Origin of the sequence: Antrihabitans auranticaus (assembly GCF_016481275.1) — a bacterium.
Lineage (GTDB): Bacteria > Actinomycetota > Actinomycetes > Mycobacteriales > Mycobacteriaceae > Antrihabitans.
In genome coordinates this window covers 451630-474326 of record NZ_JAEMNW010000002.1, presented here as the reverse complement: position 1 = coordinate 474326, position 22697 = coordinate 451630, and the positions used below count along the sequence as shown (strand labels likewise).

At 64.6% G+C, this 22697-nt stretch carries 26 protein-coding genes; 9 read left to right on the top strand and 17 right to left on the bottom strand.

Annotated elements, in window-relative coordinates; translation table 11 throughout:
* Nucleotides 1–13: 13 nt before the first annotated feature.
* A complete protein-coding gene (locus JGU72_RS10160; protein WP_199683752.1) occupies nucleotides 14–280 on the top strand; it encodes an HPr family phosphocarrier protein in 267 nt (88 codons plus the stop codon).
* Here JGU72_RS10160 and JGU72_RS10155 read toward each other — a convergent pair.
* The 6 genes from JGU72_RS10155 to JGU72_RS10130 are packed head-to-tail and all read right to left on the bottom strand — an operon-like array spanning nucleotide 277 to nucleotide 6105.
* Nucleotides 277–1293 (bottom strand): hypothetical protein, encoded by a 1017-nt coding sequence (locus JGU72_RS10155; RefSeq protein WP_199683750.1) that lies wholly within the window; start codon nucleotides 1291–1293, stop codon nucleotides 277–279. The genes JGU72_RS10160 and JGU72_RS10155 overlap by 4 nt on opposite strands.
* Complete coding sequence (gene hflX, locus JGU72_RS10150; protein ID WP_199683748.1) at nucleotides 1235–2713, bottom strand: GTPase HflX; 1479 nt, start codon at nucleotides 2711–2713, stop codon at nucleotides 1235–1237. Before hflX ends, JGU72_RS10155 begins: the two co-directional genes overlap by 59 nt.
* A 47-nt stretch (nucleotides 2714–2760) precedes the next feature.
* Nucleotides 2761–3627 (bottom strand): diaminopimelate epimerase, encoded by an 867-nt coding sequence (gene dapF / locus JGU72_RS10145; RefSeq protein ID WP_199683746.1) that lies wholly within the window; start codon nucleotides 3625–3627, stop codon nucleotides 2761–2763.
* Between the two features lie 5 nt (nucleotides 3628–3632).
* Nucleotides 3633–4475 (bottom strand): TrmH family RNA methyltransferase, encoded by an 843-nt coding sequence (locus JGU72_RS10140; protein ID WP_307828376.1) that lies wholly within the window; start codon nucleotides 4473–4475, stop codon nucleotides 3633–3635.
* Nucleotides 4472–5395 carry a tRNA (adenosine(37)-N6)-dimethylallyltransferase MiaA gene (gene miaA, locus JGU72_RS10135; RefSeq protein ID WP_199684547.1) on the bottom strand — a complete coding sequence of 308 codons (924 nt, stop codon included), beginning with the start codon at nucleotides 5393–5395 and terminating at the stop codon, nucleotides 4472–4474. Before miaA ends, JGU72_RS10140 begins: the two co-directional genes overlap by 4 nt.
* Nucleotides 5392–6105: a class III extradiol dioxygenase subunit B-like domain-containing protein gene (locus JGU72_RS10130; protein WP_199683742.1), complete on the bottom strand. Its 714-nt coding sequence runs from the start codon at nucleotides 6103–6105 to the stop codon at nucleotides 5392–5394. Before JGU72_RS10130 ends, miaA begins: the two co-directional genes overlap by 4 nt.
* 184 nt (nucleotides 6106–6289) lie before the next feature.
* Here JGU72_RS10130 and JGU72_RS10125 point away from each other — a divergent pair, with 184 nt between their 5' ends.
* Entirely contained in the window at nucleotides 6290–7708 is a 1419-nt protein-coding gene (locus JGU72_RS10125; protein WP_233531838.1) for a DUF349 domain-containing protein, read from the top strand.
* 27 nt (nucleotides 7709–7735) lie between these two features.
* On the opposite strand, the gene JGU72_RS10120 is transcribed toward JGU72_RS10125, so the two are convergent.
* Together JGU72_RS10120 and miaB are read right to left on the bottom strand one after the other, a co-directional pair.
* Nucleotides 7736–8314: an Rv2732c family membrane protein gene (locus JGU72_RS10120; RefSeq protein WP_199683740.1), complete on the bottom strand. Its 579-nt coding sequence runs from the start codon at nucleotides 8312–8314 to the stop codon at nucleotides 7736–7738.
* Nucleotides 8311–9816: a tRNA (N6-isopentenyl adenosine(37)-C2)-methylthiotransferase MiaB gene (gene miaB / locus JGU72_RS10115; RefSeq protein ID WP_199683738.1), complete on the bottom strand. Its 1506-nt coding sequence runs from the start codon at nucleotides 9814–9816 to the stop codon at nucleotides 8311–8313. Before miaB ends, JGU72_RS10120 begins: the two co-directional genes overlap by 4 nt.
* 292 nt (nucleotides 9817–10108) lie before the next feature.
* On the opposite strand from miaB, the gene JGU72_RS10110 reads away from it, so the two are divergent.
* From JGU72_RS10110 to JGU72_RS10090, 5 genes are all read left to right on the top strand, one after another.
* A complete protein-coding gene (locus JGU72_RS10110; RefSeq protein WP_199683737.1) occupies nucleotides 10109–10858 on the top strand; it encodes an amino acid ABC transporter ATP-binding protein in 750 nt (249 codons plus the stop codon).
* A gap of 54 nt (nucleotides 10859–10912) precedes the next feature.
* Nucleotides 10913–11812, top strand: a complete 900-nt coding sequence (locus JGU72_RS10105) for a glutamate ABC transporter substrate-binding protein (RefSeq protein WP_199683735.1) — start codon at nucleotides 10913–10915, stop codon at nucleotides 11810–11812.
* A gap of 62 nt (nucleotides 11813–11874) precedes the next feature.
* Entirely contained in the window at nucleotides 11875–12540 is a 666-nt protein-coding gene (locus JGU72_RS10100) for an amino acid ABC transporter permease (protein WP_199683733.1), read from the top strand.
* Complete coding sequence (locus JGU72_RS10095; protein ID WP_199683732.1) at nucleotides 12537–13418, top strand: amino acid ABC transporter permease; 882 nt, start codon at nucleotides 12537–12539, stop codon at nucleotides 13416–13418. The genes JGU72_RS10100 and JGU72_RS10095 overlap by 4 nt, the downstream gene beginning before the upstream one ends.
* Before the next feature lie 108 nt (nucleotides 13419–13526).
* Nucleotides 13527–14315 carry a hypothetical protein gene (locus JGU72_RS10090; RefSeq protein WP_199683730.1) on the top strand — a complete coding sequence of 263 codons (789 nt, stop codon included), beginning with the start codon at nucleotides 13527–13529 and terminating at the stop codon, nucleotides 14313–14315.
* Nucleotides 14316–14387: 72 nt separating this feature from the next.
* On the opposite strand, the gene recX is transcribed toward JGU72_RS10090, so the two are convergent.
* The 3 genes from recX to JGU72_RS10075 all read right to left on the bottom strand — a co-directional run bounded on the left by recX (nucleotide 14388) and on the right by JGU72_RS10075 (nucleotide 16489).
* Complete coding sequence (gene recX, locus JGU72_RS10085; protein ID WP_199683728.1) at nucleotides 14388–14927, bottom strand: recombination regulator RecX; 540 nt, start codon at nucleotides 14925–14927, stop codon at nucleotides 14388–14390.
* An 11-nt stretch (nucleotides 14928–14938) separates the two neighbouring features.
* Entirely contained in the window at nucleotides 14939–15973 is a 1035-nt protein-coding gene (gene recA / locus JGU72_RS10080) for a recombinase RecA (RefSeq protein ID WP_199683726.1), read from the bottom strand.
* Between the two features lie 324 nt (nucleotides 15974–16297).
* Nucleotides 16298–16489 carry a DUF3046 domain-containing protein gene (locus JGU72_RS10075; protein WP_199683724.1) on the bottom strand — a complete coding sequence of 64 codons (192 nt, stop codon included), beginning with the start codon at nucleotides 16487–16489 and terminating at the stop codon, nucleotides 16298–16300.
* An 18-nt stretch (nucleotides 16490–16507) separates the two neighbouring features.
* Here JGU72_RS10075 and JGU72_RS10070 point away from each other — a divergent pair, with 18 nt between their 5' ends.
* Nucleotides 16508–16987, top strand: coding sequence for a nitroreductase/quinone reductase family protein (locus JGU72_RS10070; protein WP_199683722.1), 480 nt, complete (start codon nucleotides 16508–16510; stop codon nucleotides 16985–16987).
* Here the strand turns inward: JGU72_RS10070 and JGU72_RS10065 are convergent.
* A complete protein-coding gene (locus tag JGU72_RS10065) occupies nucleotides 16984–17538 on the bottom strand; it encodes a TetR/AcrR family transcriptional regulator (protein WP_199683721.1) in 555 nt (184 codons plus the stop codon). The genes JGU72_RS10070 and JGU72_RS10065 overlap by 4 nt on opposite strands.
* Before the next feature lie 120 nt (nucleotides 17539–17658).
* Here JGU72_RS10065 and JGU72_RS10060 point away from each other — a divergent pair, with 120 nt between their 5' ends.
* Entirely contained in the window at nucleotides 17659–18930 is a 1272-nt protein-coding gene (locus tag JGU72_RS10060) for an oxygenase MpaB family protein (RefSeq protein WP_199683720.1), read from the top strand.
* Nucleotide 18931: 1 nt separating this feature from the next.
* Here JGU72_RS10060 and JGU72_RS10055 read toward each other — a convergent pair whose 3' ends face one another.
* From JGU72_RS10055 to JGU72_RS10035, 5 genes are all read right to left on the bottom strand, one after another.
* Nucleotides 18932–20083 (bottom strand): glycosyltransferase, encoded by a 1152-nt coding sequence (locus tag JGU72_RS10055; RefSeq protein ID WP_199683718.1) that lies wholly within the window; start codon nucleotides 20081–20083, stop codon nucleotides 18932–18934.
* A gap of 36 nt (nucleotides 20084–20119) precedes the next feature.
* The gene (locus JGU72_RS10050) at nucleotides 20120–20293 is read right to left on the bottom strand and encodes a hypothetical protein (RefSeq protein ID WP_199683716.1); all 174 of its coding nucleotides are present in this window, start codon (nucleotides 20291–20293) and stop codon (nucleotides 20120–20122) included.
* A gap of 109 nt (nucleotides 20294–20402) precedes the next feature.
* On the bottom strand, nucleotides 20403–21182 hold the full coding sequence (gene pspM, locus JGU72_RS10045; protein ID WP_199683714.1) for a phage shock envelope stress response protein PspM: 780 nt from the start codon (nucleotides 21180–21182) through the stop codon (nucleotides 20403–20405).
* Nucleotides 21183–21216: 34 nt separating this feature from the next.
* Nucleotides 21217–22014, bottom strand: coding sequence for a PspA/IM30 family protein (locus JGU72_RS10040; RefSeq protein WP_199683712.1), 798 nt, complete (start codon nucleotides 22012–22014; stop codon nucleotides 21217–21219).
* A gap of 234 nt (nucleotides 22015–22248) precedes the next feature.
* Entirely contained in the window at nucleotides 22249–22635 is a 387-nt protein-coding gene (locus JGU72_RS10035) for a helix-turn-helix domain-containing protein (protein WP_199683710.1), read from the bottom strand.
* Nucleotides 22636–22697 lie beyond the last annotated feature (62 nt).

The window sequence follows — 22697 nt, the reverse complement described above, 5'->3', positions numbered from 1 at the left end:
TGAGGAGACAGATATGGCCAGCACCACCGTCGCAGTCGGATCGTCGATCGGCCTGCACGCCCGCCCCGCCGGAATCATCGCCGACGCGGTGACAGAACTGGGCGCCGACGTCACCCTCGCACTCGTCGGCGACGACGACGAAGAGCCCGTAGACGCAGGATCGGCCCTCATGATCATGACGCTCGGCGCCACTTTCGGGGACGAAGTCATCGTGAGCAGCGATGACCCGGCAGCACTGGAGGCCGTCGTCAAGCTTGTGGAAGCAGATCTGGACGCTTAGCGAAAGCCGCGCCAGGCGACAATCGCAGCCACCACTACGGCGGCTGCGATTCCGCCTATCACGAGCCCGTTTCTGTCGCCGCTCGACGACGCTGCCGGCTCGGTGTGGTCCGCGGGCCGAACCAGATCGTCTGCGTTCCGCAGCACCTGAAGGGGTTGCAGCGCACCAGTCGACTCGCTGCCGATGACAAGCCCACCATCTCGATCGAATGCGATCGCCTCACCCTGCGGCTGCCGGGGCAACGCAATCCGAAAGCCACGCCCCGACGTGAGCGCGGCAGCGATATCGCCCTCGGGGGCCCAGTACAGGAACGCATCCGAGTAGGTCCGCAGAGCCGCGACCTTCCCGTCCGCACTCACCGCACCGCCGGTGATCGGCCCCGGAAGATCGACCAGCCCGACCTTCTCGAGCATTGTTGGACCAGGACTCGGGAGGTCCGCAACCGTTCGCCCCTCGACCGGTCGATAGACGCCACCCACACCCAGCGCTTCCTTCGTCACGACGATCGGAATACCGCTCGAATCGATGAGGAGCGCCTCCGCGTCGTGCGGACCGTCCGGATACGTGAGCCGGTGCAACTCCCCCGCGCCGCTGGCGGGATCGATCCTCGTCAGGGCAATGGTCGGCCGAACGCGGCGATTGTCACCGGTATCGGACAGCCACAGTTGGCCGTCGAAGAACTGCAGATCTTCGACGTCGAACGGGTCGACCGGGTTCGGTATCCAGCGGTTCAGCGTGCAGTCGGCATTCAGCACCGCCAGTTTGTCGTCGGCTCCGCTGTCGGCCATACCGTAGATCACGCCGTCGCCGACGATCACCCCGGACAGCTCGACCAAGCCCGGATCCGTTGGGGTGCAAAGCGTTTCGAACACGGGCGGGACGACGGGTTCGGCCACGGCCGGCGCGGCGCCGCACAGCACAGCACCGCAGAAGTAAGCGGTCAGCGCGACACGGTTACCCGCTGTGCGCGTATGCGTGGAGTGCCATGGCGAGCGAGCTCGGTACACGCGCATGTAGCCGGGTGCCTTCCTCGGAATGGCTGGAACGCAGGATGCGACCGTCTGCATGAATCCGTGCGACGAGGTCGCCGCGAGTGTACGGAAGCAGCACACTCACTTCCACGTCGAGCTTGCCGAGGATGTCGGCAAGCATGGCCCGCAACTCGTCGATTCCGGCTCCCGTGCGTGCTGAAACGAAGGCCGCGCCGGGAAGGACACCACGCAACTGTGTGAGCGTGACCTGGTCGGCAGCGTCGATCTTGTTGACAACGATCAACTCTTGCGGCGCAGGCGTGTCGTTCTCTCGGAGCACAGCTGTCACGACGTCACGGACCGCTTTGATCTGCTCGGACGGCAGCGGGTCCGAGCCGTCGACAACGTGCAGTAGAAGGTCGGCGTCGGTGACTTCCTCCAACGTGGACCGGAACGCCTCGACCAGCTGGGTGGGCAGGTGGCGCACGAACCCGACGGTGTCGGTCAGGACGTATTCCCGGCCGTCCTGCAGTTCGGCACGCCGAGTGGTCGGGTCCAGCGTCGCGAACAATGCGTCCTGCACGAGCACACCCGCATCGGTCAACGCGTTGAGCAAGCTCGACTTGCCCGCGTTGGTGTAGCCGACGATCGCGATCGAGGGCACGGCATTCTCCAGCCGCCGCGCACGCTTCGTATCGCGCGCCTTCTTCATCTCCTTGATTTCGCGGCGCAGTTTGGCCATGCGCTCGCGAATCCGGCGCCGGTCGGTTTCGATCTTCGTTTCACCAGGACCACGCAGACCCACCCCGCCGTTGCTGCCGGCCCGGCCACCCGCCTGCCGCGACATCGACTCACCCCAGCCACGCAAGCGCGGGAGCATGTACTCCATCTGCGCGAGCGCAACCTGCGCCTTACCTTCGCGAGACGTCGCGTGCTGGGCGAAGATATCGAGAATCAGCGCGGTGCGGTCGATGACCTTGACCTTGACGACCTTCTCCAGCGCGGTGAGCTGGGCAGGTGTGAGTTCACCGTCGCAGATCACGGTGTCCGCACCGGTGGCGAGCACGACGTCACGCAGTTCCATGGCCTTGCCGGAGCCGATGTAAGTCGCGGCGTCCGGGCGATCGCGCCGCTGGACGAGGCCGTCGAGAACTTCGGAACCCGCTGTCTCGGCGAGTGCCTTCAGTTCGGCCATGCTCGCCTCGGCCTGCGTCGCCGTGCCTTCGGTCCAGACGCCGACCAGCACGACTCGTTCGAGTCGCAACTGCCGGTACTCGACCTCGGTGACGTCGGTGAGTTCAGTGGAAAGTCCGGCAACTCGGCGCAGCGCACTGCGGTCGTCGAGTTGCATCTCACCGATCGAGGGATCCGCGACCCACCGGGCGCGGTCGACCTCGAATTCGATGTCAGCTGACGGGTCAGCCTGGTTTGGGTCGCTGTCGAAGCGTTCTGAGTTCGTCATACGCCTTCCATGGTCCCACGCATCGGGCTCTCGGCGCATTCGGTTATCTAGAGACTCGCCCACCAGGCAGCACCGAGCGCGCCGGAGGCGACGAGAACGGAGGGCCCGCGCAGCTGCGCGATTCCGGCTTCGATCGTGACCACCACTTCGCCCCCGAGCACGCGAACGACGACGGCACCCTCGTCCGCACCGTCGAAACGCAACGTTGCCGCGGCCGCGGCAACGGTGCCGGTGCCGCACGACCGGGTTTCGCCCACGCCACGCTCGTGTACGCGCATACTCACCGCACCGGCTGAAAGCGGCGTGACGAGCTCGACGTTCACCCCGTGCGGAAACATTTCAGGATCGAACGCCGGCGCAACCGAGAGGTCGAGGGCAGCAAGTACGTCGCTCGTCAGCTGCGGATCCACGCACGCCAGGTGCGGGTTGCCGACATCGATGCCGATGCCGTCGAACGTCCGACCGCCGATCGTTGCGGCAGACCGGCCCAGGTCACGCACCTTGCCCATGCCGACGGTCACATCGCCGCGGTATGCGTCGGCACTGTGCACCGTCACCGGTCGTGCGCCTGCCCGGCTCCCGACGACGAACTCGCGCCGGTCGTCGAGGCCGCTGGCGACCACGAAATGCGCGAACACCCGCACGCCGTTGCCACACATCTCGGCGATGGATCCGTCGCCGTTGCGGTAGTCCATGAACCAGTCGTCCGCAGCCACGCCGTCGGGCAGCTCATCGAGAACACCGGTCGCGACCAGGGCACCCGACCTCGCGACACGCAACACGCCGTCGGCGCCCAAGCCCTTACGCCGGTCGCACAGCGCGGCCACCCGGTCCGCACGCAGGTCGATCGCTGCGTCGGGATCGGGCAGAACGACGAAGTCGTTCTCCGTGCCGTGGCCCTTGGTGAACTCCATAGTTCTTACTGTAACGACCTGCGCTGCCGTGCCATTTCATAGAGGCACACCGCACCCGCGGAGGGCGCACCGAGCGAACTCGCCGCACCACCGATCGGGATTCGGACTACAGCGTCGCAATGCTCGCGCCACGCCACGCTCATCCCACGGGTTTCGTTGCCGATGACGAGCATCGTGCCGCGGGTGAAGTCGTGGTCGTAGACCGCCGCGGTGCCGTCCTCGTCGGTGCCGACGACTGTCAGTCCGATGCCGAGGCCCGCAAGTCGATTGCGGAAGTCGAGCATCTCCCCTGCGCCGGATGCGCGGAGGACCGGAATCGCGAACAGCGAACCGGTCGACGCACGCACGCACTGCGGATCGAAATGGTCGGCCGCATGTCCCGAGACGACGACCGCCGCGGCACCGAACGCGTTCGCCGACCGGATCAGCGTCCCCAGATTCCCGGGCGAGGTCGGGCGGTCGTAGACGACGATGACCGGCTCACGTTCACGCGGCGTCCAGGTCGCGAGGTCCGGCGTACGGACCTTCGCAACCGCGATCAACTCCGGCGCGGCAGAAGACTTCTCGCCCAATTCGGCGATGAGGTCGGGCACCAGGCCGATCGTCGGGTGCGGCGTCGTGTCGAGTACGCCACGCGCCCAGTCCGAAAGGTGCGGTCCGCCGACGCGGTACAGCAATGACTCGATCGGCCAGTCGTGATCGACGGCGAGCTTGATCGGCCGCACCCCCTGCACGAGAAACCGGCCGGCCTTGTGTCGCTTGGTGCGATTGGTGAGATAGGACTGCCACTGCTGGAACCCGGCATTGCGGGAACTTACGCGGCGACTGCGCGCACCTTCGACGATCACTCCACTCCTAGCTCTCCCAGCGCCAACTTCGTTGCCACGGACACCACGTCCGGGTCGGCGCCGTCGACCCATCTAACCCGACGGTCACGCCGAAACCACGAACGCTGTCTGCGGACATAGCGCCGCGTTCCGATAAGTGTGCGCTCTCGAGCTTCCGCAATGTCGTACAGACCGTCGAGAAAGTCGAGCACTTGCGCGTATCCGATCGCCCGGCGGGCCGTCACGCCCTCGCGCAGGCCTGCACCGACCAGTTCCTGCACTTCCTCGACCAGACCGGACTCGAACATTCGCGTTGTTCGACGTTCGATGCGCGCGTCCAGCAGCTCGGTGTCCCGGTCCACACCGATGATCACGGTGCCCCACCTCGGCTCACCGATCGTGGGCGCGGACGCCGCAAAGGGTTTGCCGGTCAGTTCGACGACCTCGAGTGCACGCACGATCCGGCGACCGTCGGTCGGCAGAATAGTTGCCGCTGCCTGCGGGTCTGCGACCGTCAAGGCGCGATGAACCGCCTCGACGCCGCCCTCGGCAAGCACGCACTCCCACTTCGCGCGCACGTCCGGGTCGGTCGCCGGAAACGACCAGTCGTCGAGCAACGACTGCACGTACAACATCGATCCGCCGACGATCACGGGTCGGGCACCGCGGCTTCTGATGTCCTCGATTTCGGCTGTCGCGTCCCGCTGATAATTCGCGACCGTGGCGGTCTCGGTGACATCCAGCACGTCGAGGCGATGATGCGGAATGCCGCGCCGTTCGGCAAGGGGCAACTTCGCGGTTCCGATGTCCATGCCCCGGTATTGCTGCATCGCGTCGATGTTGACAATTTCGCCGCCGAGTCGTTCCGCGAGCTCGAGCCCGAGGTCGGACTTGCCGGTCGCCGTCGGTCCGACGACCGCCACAGGAGCAGGAACGGTCACGGCGTCCACGTGCCCACGTGATAGCCGACGCCGAAGGGCGCTGCCGAGTAGAGCGTCTTACAGGTGGGGCGTCCGGCGAACACGGCGGCGAGTACCTGCCACGCCGCACGCCCACTCACCCCGAGTTCGATGCACACGACCGGGTCCAGTTGCGCCAGAAACTCGTAGTCACCGTCGGTGAGGGCTCGATCGAGGTCGGCCTGAAATTCTGGCGCGCGCTCGTCGAACGACCCGGGTGCCTTCGCGGTGAGCGTCGTCGCGCCGTCCGCGACTACGAGCAGCCCGTGGGGCTCCGGATCGTCGTCGAGTTCGCGACGCAGCGTCGAGCCGAGCTGCGCGCAATAGATCGGCGATGTATCCACGGCAAGCACCCGGCACTCGAGGCTCGTTCCGGGCGCGGCAACGCCGCGCAGCCAGCCCGCGATCAGCGCTGCCAGTGGCATTTTCGGGTCCGCACGGCCGATCCTGCGGTCCGAAAGCGCCACTTCGACGTCCTTGCCGAAACCGCGGAAGGTTCCGCGCCCATCAGGACCAAGCGTCTCCTCGGTTTCACCCACGCCGACGACCGTCCATTTGCGCGCACCGGCGCCCAATTCGCTCGCGACCGCAATTGCTGCAGCGCGCAGTTCCGCGCTGTTGCCCGGGTCTGCCCCGTTGAGCTCCGGAACCAGAATCGGGGGCGACGGAACCAACGCCGCGGCAGTGAACACGCTTGCAACAGTAGGTCACCGCCGTGCGGGCAACTCGCGGCCGCCGGACCCACCACAGCGGATACGGCCAGGAAGGGGACGCCTTATCGGCTGATTTCAATGGTCTGCAAGGCTTGTACCGGGTTCAATGGGATGAGTCCCACGCATACAGGCAGCCGTGACGCGCGGCAGAGACGAGGAAACGATGTCCGAGAGCGAAGGAACACACCCCACACCGAAGCCGGGTGGCCCGAAACCTGGAGTCCCGCGGCCCGGGGCTCCGCGCCCTGGCACAGAACAGGGTGCCGCACGCACCGGACCGACTCCGGCCACTGTTCCCCACCATGTCTCGCCGCACCATCCGAAGCCTGGTCCGGGCACTTTGCACACGGTTGTCGTCCCCGTCGCCAGCGATCCCAGCCACTTCGGTCGGGTGGACGACGACGGATCTGCATGGGTGAAGACCGCCGACGGTGAGCGCCAGGTCGGTTCGTGGCAGGCGGGAGATGCCGCCGAGGGCCTCGCACACTTCGGTCGCCGGTTCGACGACATCGCCACCGAGGTCACTCTGCTGGAAGCCCGGCTGTCCTCCGGCACCGGTGACGCGAAGAAGACGAAGGCGGCGGCAACCGCAATCGCGGAGTCCCTGCCGACCGCCGCGGCGATCGGCGACTTCGACACTCTGGCTCGCCGACTCCGCGCGATCATCGAGCATTCCGACGAAGCCGCGGCGCACGCCAAGGAAGAGAAGGACCGGCAGCGCCAGGAAAGCACCGAACGCAAGGAGGCGCTCTGCGCCGAGGCCGAAAAGGTCAGCTCCGAGTCCACGCAGTGGAAAGCCGCGGGCGACCGACTCCGCGAAATTCTCGACGAGTGGAAGACGATCCGCGGCGTGGACCGCAAGGTCGACGACGCGTTGTGGAAGCGCTACTCGAAGGCGCGCGAAGCGTTCAACCGGCGCCGCGGGGCTCATTTCGCCGAACTCGATCGCGAACGGGCATCCGCAAAGTCGCGCAAGGAAGAACTTGTCAAGCGTGCCGAAGAACTGTCCGCCTCCACCGACTGGACCGGTACGTCGGCGACCTTCAGGGATCTGCTGGTCGAGTGGAAGGCCGCCGGGCGGGCTCCGCGCGACGCGGACGACGCACTGTGGAAGAAGTTCAAGGCGGCCCAGGACGTCTTCTTCGCCGCGCGCAATGCCGATGCCTCCGACCGCGACGCCGAGTTCGAGCAGAACGCCGTCGCAAAAGAAGAGCTACTCCGCAAGGCAGCCCATATCGACCCGAGTACCGATATCGAGGCGGCTCGGGCGGGATTGCGCGAACTGCTCGAGAAGTGGGACGCAGTCGGCAAGGTTCCGCGCGAGAAGATGGCCGACCTCGAAGGCCGGCTCAGGACGATCGAGAAGCGAGTTCGCGACGCTGCCGATTCGCAGTGGCGGCGGACCGACCCCGAGGCGGTCGCCCGCGCTGCTCAGTTCCGCGAGCGTGTCGCAGCGTTCGAAGAGCAGGCTGCCAAGGCAACCGCTGCAGGCAAGGTACGCGACGCCGAGAAGGCTCTCGCTCAGGCCAAGCAGTGGCGTGAGTGGGCCGAAGCCGCAGAGGGCGCCGTCACCAACCGCTGATCTGGTCCACCGCGCCCGATTCGACAATCAGGCGCGGTGGTACCACTCTCGATCGTCTTCGTTCGCTGCCGCCGCTCGGCGACGCTGATCTTCGGCCGCCAACTGCAGCGCAGTCTTGCTCCACACGACGCGAATCCAGTGGAACGTCAACAGCGCGATCGCAATCCAGCCGACGACAAGGCCCGCGCCGATGCTGCCCCCGACGACCTGGTTCGTCTGCGCGGTCTGGCGGGTCCAGATGGCGAGCATGCCGAAAACCGTCGCGACCGCGCTGCCGGCGACAGCGATCCAGGCCAGCGCCCAGCGTCGAGTAACCAGCGCTAGCACCGAAAAACCGACACCGAACACCAACGAGAGCCAGACGAACACTCGCGACGGGAGTGCGATCGATTCGTCCAGCGCGATGGTGTCGCCGGCAAGGACGTCATAGCCCTTGGCGTCGCCGGTGTGCGGCAGCGCGAGGGCCCCCAGAACCAGGAAGACGAGTACCGCGACAACGACGGCCCGCATACCTGGATCGATCTCACCGGCCATCTTGCGTTCGACAGCGTCCACATCGGCCTTGAGCGCATCCATATTGGAATCAGTTGCTCCAGAGTCGTTCATGCGTTGCACCCCATCGCTTCTGGTAAGGGAGCGGGTACCCCTATTGTCGGCAGCCCCAAACCGATCCCGCTGGTTTTCGGGGTCGTGCCCTTTTCGTGTGCGTCACCTGCGCGAGTGCGCCGATAGGTCTTGATCGCCGAATCTGCGATCAGGTAGTGCGGCGCCGCGGCGGTGACACCGATCGTGACGACGTCGCCGGGCCGAACAGACTCGCCGTCCGTCGTGAAATGTACTAGTCGGCCGTCGCGCGCACGGCCGCTCATCCGGTGGTTCGCCGCACTCTTCTTGCCGGCCTCGGCGACGAGCACCTCGACGGTCGAGCCGATCAGCTTCTCGTTCTCTTCCAACGAGATCTGTTCCTGCAACGCAATCAGCCGTTCGAACCGCTCCTGGACAACAGCTTTCGGGAGCTGGTCGGGCATGTCCGCAGCAGGTGTCCCCGGTCGCTTCGAATACTGGAACGTGTACGCGCTGGTGAACCGCGCCTTGCGCACGACGTCCAGCGTCTCCATGAAGTCTTCCTCGGTCTCACCGGGAAACCCGACGATGATGTCGGTCGTGATCGCGGCGTGCGGCAGTGCCTTACGAACCTTGTCGATGATGCCGAGAAAGCGCGCCTTGCGATAGGAGCGGCGCATCGCCCGCAGGATTCGGTCGGAGCCGGACTGCAGGGGCATGTGCAACTGCGGGCACACGTTCGGGGTCGCAGCCATTGCTTCGATGACGTCGTCGGTGAACTCGGCGGGATGCGGCGAGGTGAATCGGACGCGCTCGAGACCGTCGATGGCGCCGCAAGCGGTGAGCAGAGCGGCGAACGCACCGCGGTCACGTCCGAGGTCGGGGTCGGCGAACGATGCCCCATAGGCGTTGACGTTCTGGCCGAGCAACGTGACCTCGAGAACTCCTTCGTCGACAAGCGCCTGCACCTCCGCGAGAACATCGCCCGGCCGGCGATCGACCTCCTTGCCACGCAGTGCGGGCACGATGCAGAACGTGCAGGTGTTGTTGCAGCCCACGGAGATCGACACCCAACCGGCGTATGCCGACTCACGGCGAGCCGGCAACGTCGAAGGAAACGCTTCGAGAGACTCGAGGATTTCGACCTCGGCCTGCTGATTGTGGCGGGCTCGTTCGAGCAGGGTCGGCAACGAACCGATGTTGTGGGTGCCGAAAACGACATCGACCCACGGAGCCTTCTTGACGACGGTGTCGCGGTCCTTCTGCGCCAGGCAACCACCGACCGCGATCTGCATCCCCGGCCGCTCGGCTTTCACCGGCGCCAGGTGACTCAAATTGCCGTAGAGCTTGTTGTCCGCGTTCTCCCGAACCGCGCAGGTGTTGAACACGACCAGGTCCGGGGTGTCGCCCGCTTCCGCCTTCGCATAGCCCGCGTCTTCCAGCAGCCCGGCGAGCCGCTCGGAATCGTGCACATTCATCTGGCAGCCGTAGGTCCGGACCTCGTAGCTGCGCTGTGCATTGCGGGTGGTTTCATCAGCGAACATCGACACGGCTCAGACTAGCTCGAGGCCTGGGCAATCTTGTGTTTGCCCTGGTCAATGGACGGCCTGCGGGCCGTTGACGCGAGTATTCGAGCATGGCCAACTACCCCGATCCGCCGAATTCTGCCGAGCGGTCCACCCGGAAGGCAGCACAATCGCGCAGGCGTCGCGACCCTCCGGAATTCGCTCGGCGGCCGCCGTCGATCGCTGCCCGACGCAGAAACTCGGACATTTCCGTTGAAGTCGTGGGGCCAAGGAGAGCGCACAACCCGAGTGAACGCTTAAGGTCATGGCCATGACGCGCGCTTCCGAGCCACTGGTCGTTCTCTCACAGGTCAACAAGCATTTCGGCGCTCTGCATGTGCTGCGCGATATCGACCTGACGATCCATCACGGCGAAGTGGTCGTCGTCATCGGTCCGTCGGGTTCGGGCAAATCAACACTGTGTCGCGCCATCAACCGCCTCGAATCGATCGACAGCGGCACGATCACCGTCGGCGGAGTTCCACTTCCCGAGGAGGGTAAGGCGCTGGCTCGACTGCGGTCCGACGTCGGAATGGTGTTCCAGTCGTTCAACCTCTTCGCGCATATGACCGTCCTGCAGAACGTGACTCTCGGACCGATCAAAGTGCGCGGCATCGACAAATCCAAGGCGAACGCGCGCGGTCGGGAACTGCTCGACCGCGTCGGAATCGGCAACCAGGCCGACAAGCTTCCGGCGCAGCTCTCGGGCGGCCAGCAGCAACGCGTCGCCATTGCACGTGCGCTGGCAATGGACCCCAAGGTGATCCTCTTCGACGAGCCGACCTCGGCGCTCGACCCGGAAATGATCACCGAAGTACTCGAAGTGATGATCGAACTGGCGAAGTCCGGAATGACGATGGTCGTCGTCACCCATGAGATGGGCTTCGCACGCCGCGCCGCGGATCGGGTCATCTTCATGGCCGATGGACAGATCGTCGAACAGAACACTCCCGAAAACTTCTTCGGCAAACCCGAGAGTGCCCGCGCGAAGGACTTCCTCTCGAAGATCCTCGCGCACTGAAAACAGTTCTCGTTCAACTACATCGAGCACGAATCACATAGTGAAGGGAATCAGATGAGGTACCGCTTCAGAACCCTCGCGGTCGGGATCGCCGTTGCAGCACTTACGCTTTCGGCGTGCGGCAACGAAGGCAGCCCCGACGACGCGAACAAAACGGACAAGGGACCGTCGCCCACTTTCGAAGTCGCCGAAAGCGTCACGCTGACCGGCAGCCCGACCTACGACAAGGCAAAGGCCGCTGGAAAGCTCGTCGTCGGCGTCAAATACGACCAGCCGGGCCTCGGCCAGCTGCCGGCGGGAGCGAACCAGCCGGAAGGTTTCGACGTCGAGATCGCGAAAATGCTCGCCGCCGACCTCGGCTTCTCCCCCGACCAGATCACGTTCACCGAAACGGTGTCCGCCAACCGTGAGCCGTTCCTGCAGAACGGCACCGTCGACCTGGTCGTCGCGACGTACACGATCAACGACCGTCGCAAGGAGGTCGTCGATTTCGCGGGTCCGTATTACGTTGCCGGACAAGACCTTCTCGTCAAGAAGGACAACACCGATATCACCGGTCCGGAATCGCTCGACGGCAAGAAGGTCTGCTCGGTCGACGGTTCGACTCCGGCGCAGCGAATCGAAGAGCAGTATACGAACGCCGAACTCGTCACCTTCGACACATACTCGAAGTGCGTCGAGCAACTGACCAACGGTTCGGTCGACGCGGTGACGACCGACGATGCAATCCTGCGCGGATACGCAGCGGCACAACCGGACACGTTGAAGGTCGTCGGCAATTCGTTCAGCTCGGAACCGTACGGAATCGGACTTCCGAAGGGCGACACTGCGCTTCGCACTTTCCTCAACGAGTCACTGACGAAGCACGCGGAAAACGGTGACTGGACGACGGTATTCGAGTACACCCTGGGCGACTCCGACGGCGTATCGCCGCCGCCGGTAGACCAGTACTGAGTTCGCGCACGGCATCCGCTGAGGAACAGCTCAGCGGATGCCGCTATCTCTAGGAGCGTGCGATGGATGCGGTATCCGACAACTTCGACGTGTTTCTCGACGGATTCTGGGGCACGATCGTCCTGACCTTCTGGTCGGCGCTCGGCGCCATGGTTTTCGGTACGGTCCTCGCTGCCATGCGGGTGTCGCCGTCGATTGCGTTGCGCGGCGCCGCAACCGGATACGTGAACCTGGTCCGCAACACCCCGTTGACGCTTGTCATGTTCTTCACCGCGTTCGGGTTGCCGATTCTGCAGATCAAGTTCGACGCGTCCTCGAACACACAGTTTCGGATCTACGCGATCATGGCCCTGGTCGCGTACACCTCCTGTTTCGTCTGTGAGGTCATCCGGTCGGGAATTCAGACGATTCCGATCGGCCAAGCAGAAGCGGCACGCTCCATCGGCCTGACATTCTCGTCGTCGCTGCGATACGTGATCCTCCCGCAAGCGCTGCGGTCGGTCATTCCCCCGTTGGGAAGCGTTCTCATCGCACTGACGAAGAACACGTCGATTGCCTCCGCCTTCAACAACCGGGAACTCATCTCGGCGATGCGGCAGACGATCGAGAACCGCGGCGACGCAGTGCTGTGGATCCTCATCGCCACCGCATTGGCATACATGGTGATCACGCTGCCGATGGGCTACCTGGTCGGAGTGCTCGAGCGAAAGGTGGCAATCGTCCGATGACACGACGCCCGGCATGGCTCACACGATCCTCCGCGCCCAAATCTGTTCTCTTCGACATCCCCGGACCACGCGCGCGGCGGGTGAACTTCACCCTGTCAGTGGTCGGCGTTCTGCTGGTACTCGCCGTGATCGCATGGATCGTCATGCGCCTGGACGACGCCGATCAGTTGACAGCCGCCAAATGGGAACCGTTCACCTACACCGACATTCAGAATGCGCTCATCAAAGGTATGTGGGCGACGATCAAGGCCGCGGCCGTCGGCACGGTCTTTGCGTTGGCGCTCGGCGCAATTCTCGCGGCCGGCAGGCTGAGCGATCACGCTCCCGTCCGCTGGGTTGCGACGACAATCATCGAGTTGTTTCGTGCGCTCCCCCTTTTGCTGCTGATCTTCTTCGCTTTCTATCTCGGAAAGGGCTCGATCTCGCCGTTCATGTCCGTCGTGATCGGCTTGACTCTCTACAACGGTTCGGTCCTGGCGGAGGTATTTCGCGCGGGCATCAACTCACTGCCGCGTGGCCAGGCCGAGGCCGCCTACTCACTCGGCCTGCGCAAGAGTCAGACGATGCGGTTGATCCTCATTCCGCAGGCGGTGCGCGCGATGCTGCCCTCGATCGTCGCGCAGATCGTGGTGTTGCTGAAGGACTCGTCGCTCGGCTTCATCATCGCCTACCCGGAGTTGCTGCGCTCGGTCCAGCAGATCGGCGCCCAGTACTTCAATCTCCTGCCTGCCTTCATCGTCGGTGCGGCCATCTACATCGGCATCAACCTCACCGTTGCGGGCATCGCGAAGATCCTCGAAGTTCGGACGCGCCACTCGAAAACCGGCATACGCCCGACCGCCCTCGACGAGACCGCGCTCCTCGACTCCAAGCTGTAGCGCTTCGGCACATGTAACGGTTTCGAACCTCCTCCACACCCAGTCCGTAGGTCCTCGAGAAAAGGACGAAAACCACCCCTACGGAACTTCATCGGAAGAGGAACTACCGTGAATCGCCTGACAGTACGCACAGTTCTCGCTGCCTTGGCGGTGACGAGTTCGACCCTGCTCATCGGTTGTAGCAGCGACGAGTCGTCCACCGACTCCGCAACGTCTGCATCCTCGGCCGCACCTGCGTCGGCAACCCAATCCACGGACGCGATGATGGAACTTATTCCGTCACCGTTCGCCGATGCGCCGCAACCGGCCGGCACGTACCTCGGCTCCGTCGACGGCACGGACGCTTACATCGCGCTCGTGATGTCCGGCGACAACGCTGTTGCCTTCATCTGCGACGGATCGTCGATGTGGGCATGGCCGAACGGCACGTTCACCGACAATCAGCTTTCCCTGTCCGACACGAGCGGGATGGCTGTGCAGGCACGCATGGTTGGCGGCGCTATTTCCGGCACCGTCAAGATCGGCGGGACGGACCACAACTTCACCGCGACCCCTGCCGAGGTCGGCGAGGGTGTCTACCGCACGATCGTCGATGAGGACGGCGTGCAGTCAACGGTCGGCTGGATCATTCGCAACGAGGGTGCCCGTGGGCTCGAACGGTCCTCGACCGGAGCGATCAGCAACGCAATCAGCACGAACCGAATCGAGAACGACGACGACCGCCGCCGCCGTGAGCGCCGCGAAGAGGAAGAACGATGCGACCGCCTCGCCCAGGATCTCGCGGACGCACAAGCGACACTCGCCGAACTTCAGGCAAGGCCTCGCGAGGGTGGCAACATCCAGATGGTCGCACTTGCTCAACAACGTCTCGATCGTCTCGTCAACAGCCAGTGCTGACCTCGGATTCGACCGCGTCCCACTGATTGTCGCCGTTCCCGTCGCCCTGAGTTGGCGACGGGTCTTGCGATTTCACTCCTCGAACAGTCCGTCCGTCTCGCCACCTGCGAGCTCGAGTTCGGACTTCACAACGCCGAAAGCCAGGGCCTGGCCGTAACCGCGTCGTGCAAGCATCCCGACCAATTTGCGAATTGCCTTGTCCCGCTCCCCCGGATCGCTGGGTACCGATAGCGTTCGCAGCTTCTTGCGTACCAGTTCGGCTGCCCGACTTCGCTCGTCGTCGCCGGTTATCTGCGACAGTGCCGCCTCGGCATGGTGTTGCTGGATCCCTTTGCGGCGCAATTCGAGTGCGAGCGCCTGGCGCCCTTTGCCCGAATAGGTGTGCCGCGAATGGACCCACTGCTCGGCGAACGAAGCATCATCGATCAGACCCACGTGCACGAGCCGGTTCAGCGCCCGCTCGGCCACGTCATCCTCGAATCCCTTCTTGGCGAGCGCTTGTGCGAGCTCCGACCGGCTTCGCGCCCGGTCGGTGAGCAGGCGCAGGCAGGCATCTTTCGCCTGCGCCTCGCTACCGCCGGTCGTGCCGCCGTTCGCGTTGGCTTCCCGCATCGCTGCTGCTGTCAGAAGTCGACCGGAGCCGGCTCGGCAGTCACGTCCGCACCGATTCCGAGCTTTTCCTTGATCTTCTTCTCGATCTCGTCACGGACGTCGGTGTTCTGCAGCAAGAATTTCCGGGCATTCTCCTTGCCCTGACCGAGCTGATCGCCTTCGTAGGTGTACCAAGATCCCGACTTCCGAATGAAGCCGTGCTCCACACCCATGTCGATCAGCGAGCCTTCCTTGCTGATTCCGATGCCATAAAGAATGTCGAACTCTGCCTGCTTGAACGGCGGCGAGACCTTGTTCTTGACCACCTTCACACGGGTCCGGTTACCGACCGCGTCGGTGCCGTCCTTCAGCGTCTCGATCCGTCGTACATCGAGTCGGATCGAGGCGTAGAACTTCAACGCCTTACCACCGGTTGTGGTTTCGGGGCTACCGAACATCACGCCGATCTTCTCGCGGAGCTGGTTGATGAAGATTGCCGTGGTGTTCGAATTGCTCAGCGCGCCGGTCATCTTTCGCAAGGCCTGGCTCATCAGTCGAGCCTGCAGACCGACGTGGCTGTCGCCCATCTCACCTTCGATCTCGGCGCGGGGAACGAGCGCCGCCACGGAGTCGATGACCAGGATGTCGAGGGCGCCCGAGCGGATCAGCATGTCCGCGATCTCGAGCGCCTGCTCACCGGTATCCGGCTGCGAGACCAGCAGAGCATCGGTATCGACACCCAACTTCTTGGCGTAGTCAGGGTCGAGCGCGTGCTCGGCGTCGATGAATGCGGCGATACCGCCGGCCGCCTGCGCGTTGGCCACGGCATGGAGTGCGACCGTCGTCTTACCCGACGACTCCGGGCCGTAGATCTCCACCACGCGTCCGCGCGGCAGTCCGCCGATACCCAGCGCGACATCGAGTGCGATCGAGCCGGTCGGGATCACTCCGATGGGCTGGCGCACCTCGTCACCCAGGCGCATCACCGAACCCTTACCGAAGTTCTTGTCGATCTGCGCCAGAGCCAATTCCAGTGCCTTGTCGCGATCGTGAGCCTGTGGTGCCATCGTGTTGTTCCCCTGTCTCGAATTCTCGTTCAGCGTGTGCCGGTCACGTTAGAGGCCGCTACCGACAAGTTCTGTGGCGCCGGTTTCCACAAGCATAGGGGAACACGTGTTCGAGTCAATGACATCCGTGTTCGACACGCCGCCGAGTTCGCGCAAGGTGTTTCCGGGTTAGCCGACAAGCCTCTTGCTGTGCAACCCACTCGGCCTATGGCCGAATATCAGCCTGCACCCGCCGACAACGAACAACGGGTCACCGACACGCCGCACCCCCCAACCGTTCCCTCGTGATCACCACCGCGCCAGGACAGCGCCCCTCGCCAACAGCTACCAACGCGTCCGGGGCACGTCGAACTCGGCGCACATCGCGCGCCACACTTCGCGGGGGTCGATACCCGCCTCGATCGCTTGGGCGCCGGTTCGGCCGAACTTCGGCAGGACGTGGTCGGTGAGGATCGCGTCGCCGCGAGCCGTTCCGAATTCGGTTTGTACCAGTTCGCGGAAATCCGTCAGTCGCACTCCACTACCGTAGCGAGGGTGTCTGAAAACAAACGATCCAAGACCGTGCTTGGCACGATGAACCACTACGCCAGCAGTGTTTTCGCGCCTGGGGCACGCGCGTTCAGCCGCTTTCACGCTCGGATGAACGGCAATGTCGTCGGCAAGGTACTCGACCTCTACTTCCGTGCCCCGACCTTCGCGCTGACTGTGCGCGGGCGCAAAAGCGGGCAGCCGCGAACGGTGATGCTGATCCTGACTCGTCGCGGCGATGACATCCTCGTCGGTGGCTCGAACGGTGGAAATCCGAAGCTGCCCGCGTGGTACCTCAACCTCCGCGACGCAGGCGTGGCCACCGTGCAGGTCGCAGGCGAAGAGTGGGCCGTGACGTTCCGGGAAGTCGAAGGCACCGAACGCGACGAATGCTGGACGCTACTCAACTCGACCTACCGGCACTTCGACACCTATCAGCAACTCACGGACCGAAAGATCCCTGTCGCTGTCCTGGAACGCGCTTAACCTGCCGAAATCCAGACCGCGAGCATGCGCGCGGTTTCGTCGACCAACAGTTGCCGCTCGACTCCGGCCGGCGGGCTGAGCCCGATGCGGATGCTGGTAGCCAAACCGACGCTGACCATCACGAACGCCCGGGCGTCGAGAATCTCGTCGGACAGGGCGCCTAGCTGGTGCAGCAAATAAGCTCTCGTCAGCACCAGCAGTCGCCGCTCGAGGTCGTCGAATGCCAAGCCGTCGATCGTCGATTGGCCCGCCAGTGCCCGTACCAGACCGCGATGCTCCGCCAGCGTGTCCACGATGACGCCGATCCCGGTCGCGACCGCAGCCTGCGTCTCCATGCTCAGTCCGGTGAGCACCGCAGCGGTGAATCGCTCCTCGAGTTCGGTCGTGAATCTGGTCCGCAACGCTGCGACGATCTCGTCCTTGTCGGCAAAGTACCGATACAGCGATCCGATGCTCACACCGACGTGCGCTGCGATCCGATTCGTCGACGTCTCTGCGATGCCGCGCTCATCGAAAAGCTGAGCGGCACCTTCCAGAATACGTTCCCGCATTTCGCGCGACCGCTCCTGTTTAGGCCTTCGACGTCGCCTTTCCGTCGAAACATCGCGCATGGAGGGCACCTCATGAATGCGAGTAGAAGGTGAGCTAGTGCTCACATTAAGCTAACATGCATGAAGCCCACCGCGACCATCGCACATGCTGAGCAGGGCAAGGTCCCGACCGAATTCCGGTATTGGGACCGCGTCGACCACCCGCAGATCCAGCGTGCCCGCAAGTTGTGGCAGCGCGCTTTCCGCTTCGATCCGCAGCCGAGCGAGGAAATGGTGCGAGCGTTCTCGGAGGCGTACTACAGTGCCGATCCGGTCGCGGAAGCCTTCGTCGACGAGGTCTACCTCGGCGCTATCGGGCCCAAGGCGGGCCGAGCAATGCTCGATCAGGCTCTGGCTGAGGGCATCGAATCCCTACCCGACGCACCACCCTCGCTGCACCGCCTCTTCCAGGAGTTCGAAACCGACCCGGAGTGGCTCGATCGGAACCTCGTGGACCACGGTGCGAAGGTGTTCCGCCGCTGGGGCACATCGGTTTTCAGCTTTGCGACGACGAGCACTCTGGAGATGTACTCCGAAAGTTCGATCACCAAGCCGTTGTCGTACGCCGGCGGCTACGCGGGCGACAAAGCGCACAAACGCCAGCTCGAAACAGTCCGCTTCTGGATCGATGTCTCCGAACCCGGTGGTCTCGATCCACGCGGACGTGGTCGCGAGACGGCCATGCGTGTACGCATCATGCACGTTTTCATTCGCCGGAAACTGATGCAGCGACCGGAATGGGACTACGACGCGTGGGGCGTTCCCATCAGCATCGGCGACGCGACCCTGACGCTGATGGGCGGAAGCGTTGTTCCGGGACTCGCCCTGTGGAGCATCGGCCATCAGACGACGATCAAAGAAATCGAAGCGACACTGCACTTCTGGCGATACGTCGGCCACCTCCTCGGCGTCCAGCCGCAGTGGTACCCGCGCGACTTCAGGGAGTCCGTACAACTGATGTTCGCTGCGTTCGTGAAGCGGGCATACACGGCCGGCGCCGACGGCGAGGAACTCGTCGAGTCCTATCTGCCGGCGTTCGAACCGAAGTCGGGCACGCCGTGGCGAAAACGACTGCGCGACGAAGTGAATTACCGCGTCCAGATCGGGTACACCGGTTTGTGGCTGCTGCCCTCGACCTACGCGAAACACCGGATGCCGCGCCGCTTTCCGTGGGCGCTGCACCCAATTGCCCAGTTACCCCTTGTGTTCACGCTCGAGACCGCGCGACGACTGGTGCCCGGTCTCGACGAGGTTGCCGACCGCGTCCAGCGCCGCCGCCGCGAAGCGTGGTACCGCAACGAGGTCGGCGATGCCGCGGCCGAGTTCCATCCCGTGGAGGAGTTCCGCCGCTGACTCAGGCGCCGAGGACCTTGTGGCACAACACAACCGGATCCTCTACGGCATGACCGGTTGCAGCCGCTTGGGCCGCCTTCACCCGGAAGCCCGGTTCGCCGAGCACCCGCAGCACCGCCGCGCGCACGGCGTCGGCTGACAGCGGCCGCACCACGATGGCACTCCCCTGTCGCGACGCCCGGTTGGCCAGCTCCCACTGGTCGCCACCGCCCGGAATCGCGACGACGGGAACGCCTGCCAGCAGCGCCTTGGACAGCAGACCGTGCCCAGCGCCGCACACGACAACCGCAGCGTGCCGAAGTAGCTCGTCCTGCCTTCCGAGTCCCGCAACGACAGAGTCCGGCAGGTCTTCGGGGGGCTCGTCCAGCGTGGAAATCGCGATTCGAACATCCACTCCGGCAAGCCCTTCCAGCACGACCTCGACCATCCCGACCGCACCGGTGAACGCAGTCGACGGTGCCACGACGACGAGCGGTGCATCGCCCGGCGGCGGCGCCAGCACCGCGTCCGTCGGCTCCCAATGCAGCGGGCCGACGACATGCGCGATCTCGGGCCAATCGGGCCGCGGCACCTCCAGGGCGGGGAGCGTTGCGATCAAACGCAATGCGGGACCGGGATCTTCGGCGGGCAGCCCCACTCCCACGCGTGCAGCGCTCCGCTGCCGCAGGCCCTGCCGGATCGACCGACCCGTCGCCGCCCGCATCAGGCCGTCACGGACGCGCCCGCCGATCCCCTCCCCCGGCGCCAGTCCACTTCCTATGGGCGGCAACGCTTTCGACGGTGCATACAGCGGATGCGGGGACAACTCCACCCATGGGACGTCGAGCCGCTCCGCAGCCAAACCGCCTCCGGCGGTGATTATGTCGGAGACCACGAGCTCGGGCAGCATCGCCGAGAGGTCCGGCAAAAGCTCCGTCGAGATGTACGCTGCACGCTCGTGAATGCGCCTGCCCGCGTCCATATCGTCGTCGATCGCGCGCGGCGCAAGCCCTTTGAGTCGCTGGGCTGTGATCCCTTCGCGTTTCGCGTCGTCGAGCCAGCGCGTTCCGGTGAAGAGCATCGGCTGGTCACCGGCGTCGAGAAACTTGCGGCACAACGCAATCGCTGGAAACGCATGACCGGGGTCAGGACCGGCAACGACCGCTACTCGCATCGCCCCAGCGTGCCACACCTGCTCTGGACGGTCTCATCAGACTTTCGTCAAGTCCTTGTGGCCGGAGCCGGAAATCGCCTTGAACAGCATGTACAGGCCGAAGACCACAGCGCTCACGACCAGGATCGAGAACAGCCCCTTGACCAGCGCGCCGATAATCGCGAGCGCAATCCAGATCAAAGCGACGATTCCTACGATTTTCCAGAACACTTCTGGTCCTCCAGTCCTTGTTCGGACCGCTCATCGTGGGTCCGTGTATCACCATGCTGGCACGGCGAAGGAGGTAAAGCAGCAGCTCAGAGGCTATATCAGGGAAAGATCAGGGATTACCCTGAGAGGCCTGAGCGGAGTGCCCAGGTCCGATCGCGCCGGCCGGTGCGGCCAGTTCCGCGAGTGCGTCCGCCCAGCTGTCCAGACGGTCGGCAGCGATCCGCAACTCGTGGTTGGGACCGTCCCAGTCGACGCGCTGACCGGTCGTCAGCGGAGTCATTCGTGCCGCGGCATCGAGCAGGCGCTGGTATTCGCGTAGGCCGGCCTTCAACTCGCCGATCGCCAACATGACCGATTGATGCAGCTCAGGACTCTCGCCGCCGACCCGCTTCGAGGCACGCTCCAGGTCGATGATGTCGACCGAGAGGGCACGGAGCGCGGACGCCGCGGACTGCGCGGTCTCTGCAGTTTCGCGCAATTCCTCGGGCGGCACCGGAGCAGAACGCGCGACTACGTTCAGTACATCCCCGAGGCTCCGTTCGAGCTTGCCGAGCCGGACAATCGGCTCACGTGCGGCAGACCCCATCGGTGGCAACGCCCGTAGCTCTGACGAGGGCGGCAACGCCTGATCCCTGAGACGCAAGTACTTTCGGGCCGCGAGGGCCGCGGGGAGCACCAGAACCGCGGCGCCGCCGGAAGCAATAACGACAATCCACGCGGGTGCGGCGGCGACGACGAGTCCCGCCGCGCCGACCGCAGTGACTCCGGACGCCGTTCCGTACCTGATGCTGCGCCTGCGGGCGCGGCGCACCTTGCGGAGAAGGCGTTCGCGTGGGTCGGCCCAGCGGCGCACCGAGACAAGCATCGACTCGCCGAGATCTCGCAACATCGTGCCTACCTCACATGATCAAGAAACGGTGCGCCTAGTTCGCGGTCGTCTCACCCTGCTGAGTCTTCGGCGCAATCGCGGGACCGGCACCTGCCGATGGCAGTGCGTCACCCTTCATCGATGCGCGGATCTGCTCGAGCCGCGAGTGGCCCGCCATCTGGATGCTCGCCTGCTGAACTTCCATCATTCGACCCTGAACGGAGTTCTGCGCGAGCTCGGCCGAGCCGAGGGCGTTGGCATACCGGCGCTCGATCTTGTCGCGGACGGCGTCGAGGCTCGGCGTGGTGCCGGGCGCGGACAACGTGCTGTCCATCGAGCGAAGCGACGCGCTGACCTGCTCCTGCATCTTCGCCTGCTCGAGCTGGCTGAGCAGCTTCGTGCGCTCGGCAACCTTCGACTGCAATGCCATCGCGTTCTGCTCGACTGCCTTCTTGGCCTGCGCGGCAGCCTGGAGCGACTGATCGTGCAAGACCTTCAAGTCTTCTACGCCCTGCTCTGCGGTGACCAGCTGCGCAGCGAAAGCCTCGGCTGCGTTCGTGTACTGGATCGCCTTCTCGGTATCGCCCGCGGCCTGCGCCTGATCGGCCAGATTGACCGCTTGGCGCGCATTGGCGTTCAGCTTCTCGACCTCGTCGAGCTGCCGATTCAGCTTCATCTCGAGTTGCCGCTGGTTGCCGATGACGGAGGCAGCCTGCTGCGACAGTGCCTGGTGCTGCCGCTGCGCATCCTCGATCGCCTGCTGAATCTGGACCTTCGGGTCCGCATGCTCCTCGATCTTCGAATCGAAGAGGGCCATCAAGTACTTCCACGCCTTGACGAACGGATTAGCCATCGGTTGATCCCGCCTCCATCTGCTGCGCCGCGCTCCGCGCGACCCGATACGCGACCGTCACGTACCGGAACGTAGGCCTCGCTGTCGCGGAGCCAACTTCCACCTTGCCGCGCCCGTCAGTCGACACGATGGCCCGTCCTCGGTGCCCTACTCCAGAATCTATCGGTTTCCGCGCTTGTCCACAGCATGGACCGGACCTGGTATCGATCGTGACCCGCCGCGCCGACGTCATCGTCAGGCTGCTGCGAGTGCCCGCGCGGTCGGAGCCGGAATCACGATCCGAGTTTCCGCGCCGATCCGAGTGGAGGTCGACGCCGTCGCCGCAGCTCCCAAATCGGGTGCAGCCGCATCGACATGCTGTTCGTCGCCCACGCGGCGACGACCCGTCGCATCTGCCATCGACTCGCTCACGTCGAAAAGCACATCCGAAAGGGGCACTTCGAGTGCCTCGCAGATCGCCGCCAGAAGTTCGCTGGACGCTTCCTTGCGACCGCGTTCAACCTCCGACAGGTACCCGAGGCTCACGCTTGCCGAATTCGACACTTCGCGCAGCGTACGACTCTGCGACACACGGGTACGACGAAGGCTGTCACCGATCGCCTCACGCAAGAGCAGCGCCATCTTGGTCCTCCCGTTATGTCGTCGTCGCAGTATGGCTGCCACCAGCCGTACTTTTGTCACCG

What these genes read in the sequence shown, in the direction of transcription:
- JGU72_RS10160 (WP_199683752.1), top strand. Translation starts at nt 14, where the DNA reads ATGGCCAGCACCACCGTCGCAGTCGGATCGTCGATCGGCCTGCACGCC.
- JGU72_RS10155 (WP_199683750.1), bottom strand. Translation starts at nt 1,293, where the DNA reads ATGCGCGTGTACCGAGCTCGCTCGCCATGGCACTCCACGCATACGCGC.
- hflX (WP_199683748.1), bottom strand. Translation starts at nt 2,713, where the DNA reads ATGACGAACTCAGAACGCTTCGACAGCGACCCAAACCAGGCTGACCCG.
- dapF (WP_199683746.1), bottom strand. Translation starts at nt 3,627, where the DNA reads ATGGAGTTCACCAAGGGCCACGGCACGGAGAACGACTTCGTCGTTCTG.
- JGU72_RS10125 (WP_233531838.1), top strand. Translation starts at nt 6,290, where the DNA reads ATGTCCGAGAGCGAAGGAACACACCCCACACCGAAGCCGGGTGGCCCG.
- JGU72_RS10120 (WP_199683740.1), bottom strand. Translation starts at nt 8,314, where the DNA reads ATGAACGACTCTGGAGCAACTGATTCCAATATGGATGCGCTCAAGGCC.
- miaB (WP_199683738.1), bottom strand. Translation starts at nt 9,816, where the DNA reads ATGTTCGCTGATGAAACCACCCGCAATGCACAGCGCAGCTACGAGGTC.
- JGU72_RS10110 (WP_199683737.1), top strand. Translation starts at nt 10,109, where the DNA reads ATGACGCGCGCTTCCGAGCCACTGGTCGTTCTCTCACAGGTCAACAAG.
- JGU72_RS10105 (WP_199683735.1), top strand. Translation starts at nt 10,913, where the DNA reads ATGAGGTACCGCTTCAGAACCCTCGCGGTCGGGATCGCCGTTGCAGCA.
- JGU72_RS10100 (WP_199683733.1), top strand. Translation starts at nt 11,875, where the DNA reads ATGGATGCGGTATCCGACAACTTCGACGTGTTTCTCGACGGATTCTGG.
- JGU72_RS10095 (WP_199683732.1), top strand. Translation starts at nt 12,537, where the DNA reads ATGACACGACGCCCGGCATGGCTCACACGATCCTCCGCGCCCAAATCT.
- recX (WP_199683728.1), bottom strand. Translation starts at nt 14,927, where the DNA reads ATGCGGGAAGCCAACGCGAACGGCGGCACGACCGGCGGTAGCGAGGCG.
- recA (WP_199683726.1), bottom strand. Translation starts at nt 15,973, where the DNA reads ATGGCACCACAGGCTCACGATCGCGACAAGGCACTGGAATTGGCTCTG.
- JGU72_RS10065 (WP_199683721.1), bottom strand. Translation starts at nt 17,538, where the DNA reads ATGCGGGAACGTATTCTGGAAGGTGCCGCTCAGCTTTTCGATGAGCGC.
- JGU72_RS10060 (WP_199683720.1), top strand. Translation starts at nt 17,659, where the DNA reads ATGAAGCCCACCGCGACCATCGCACATGCTGAGCAGGGCAAGGTCCCG.
- JGU72_RS10055 (WP_199683718.1), bottom strand. Translation starts at nt 20,083, where the DNA reads ATGCGAGTAGCGGTCGTTGCCGGTCCTGACCCCGGTCATGCGTTTCCA.
- pspM (WP_199683714.1), bottom strand. Translation starts at nt 21,182, where the DNA reads ATGTTGCGAGATCTCGGCGAGTCGATGCTTGTCTCGGTGCGCCGCTGG.
- JGU72_RS10040 (WP_199683712.1), bottom strand. Translation starts at nt 22,014, where the DNA reads ATGGCTAATCCGTTCGTCAAGGCGTGGAAGTACTTGATGGCCCTCTTC.
- JGU72_RS10035 (WP_199683710.1), bottom strand. Translation starts at nt 22,635, where the DNA reads ATGGCGCTGCTCTTGCGTGAGGCGATCGGTGACAGCCTTCGTCGTACC.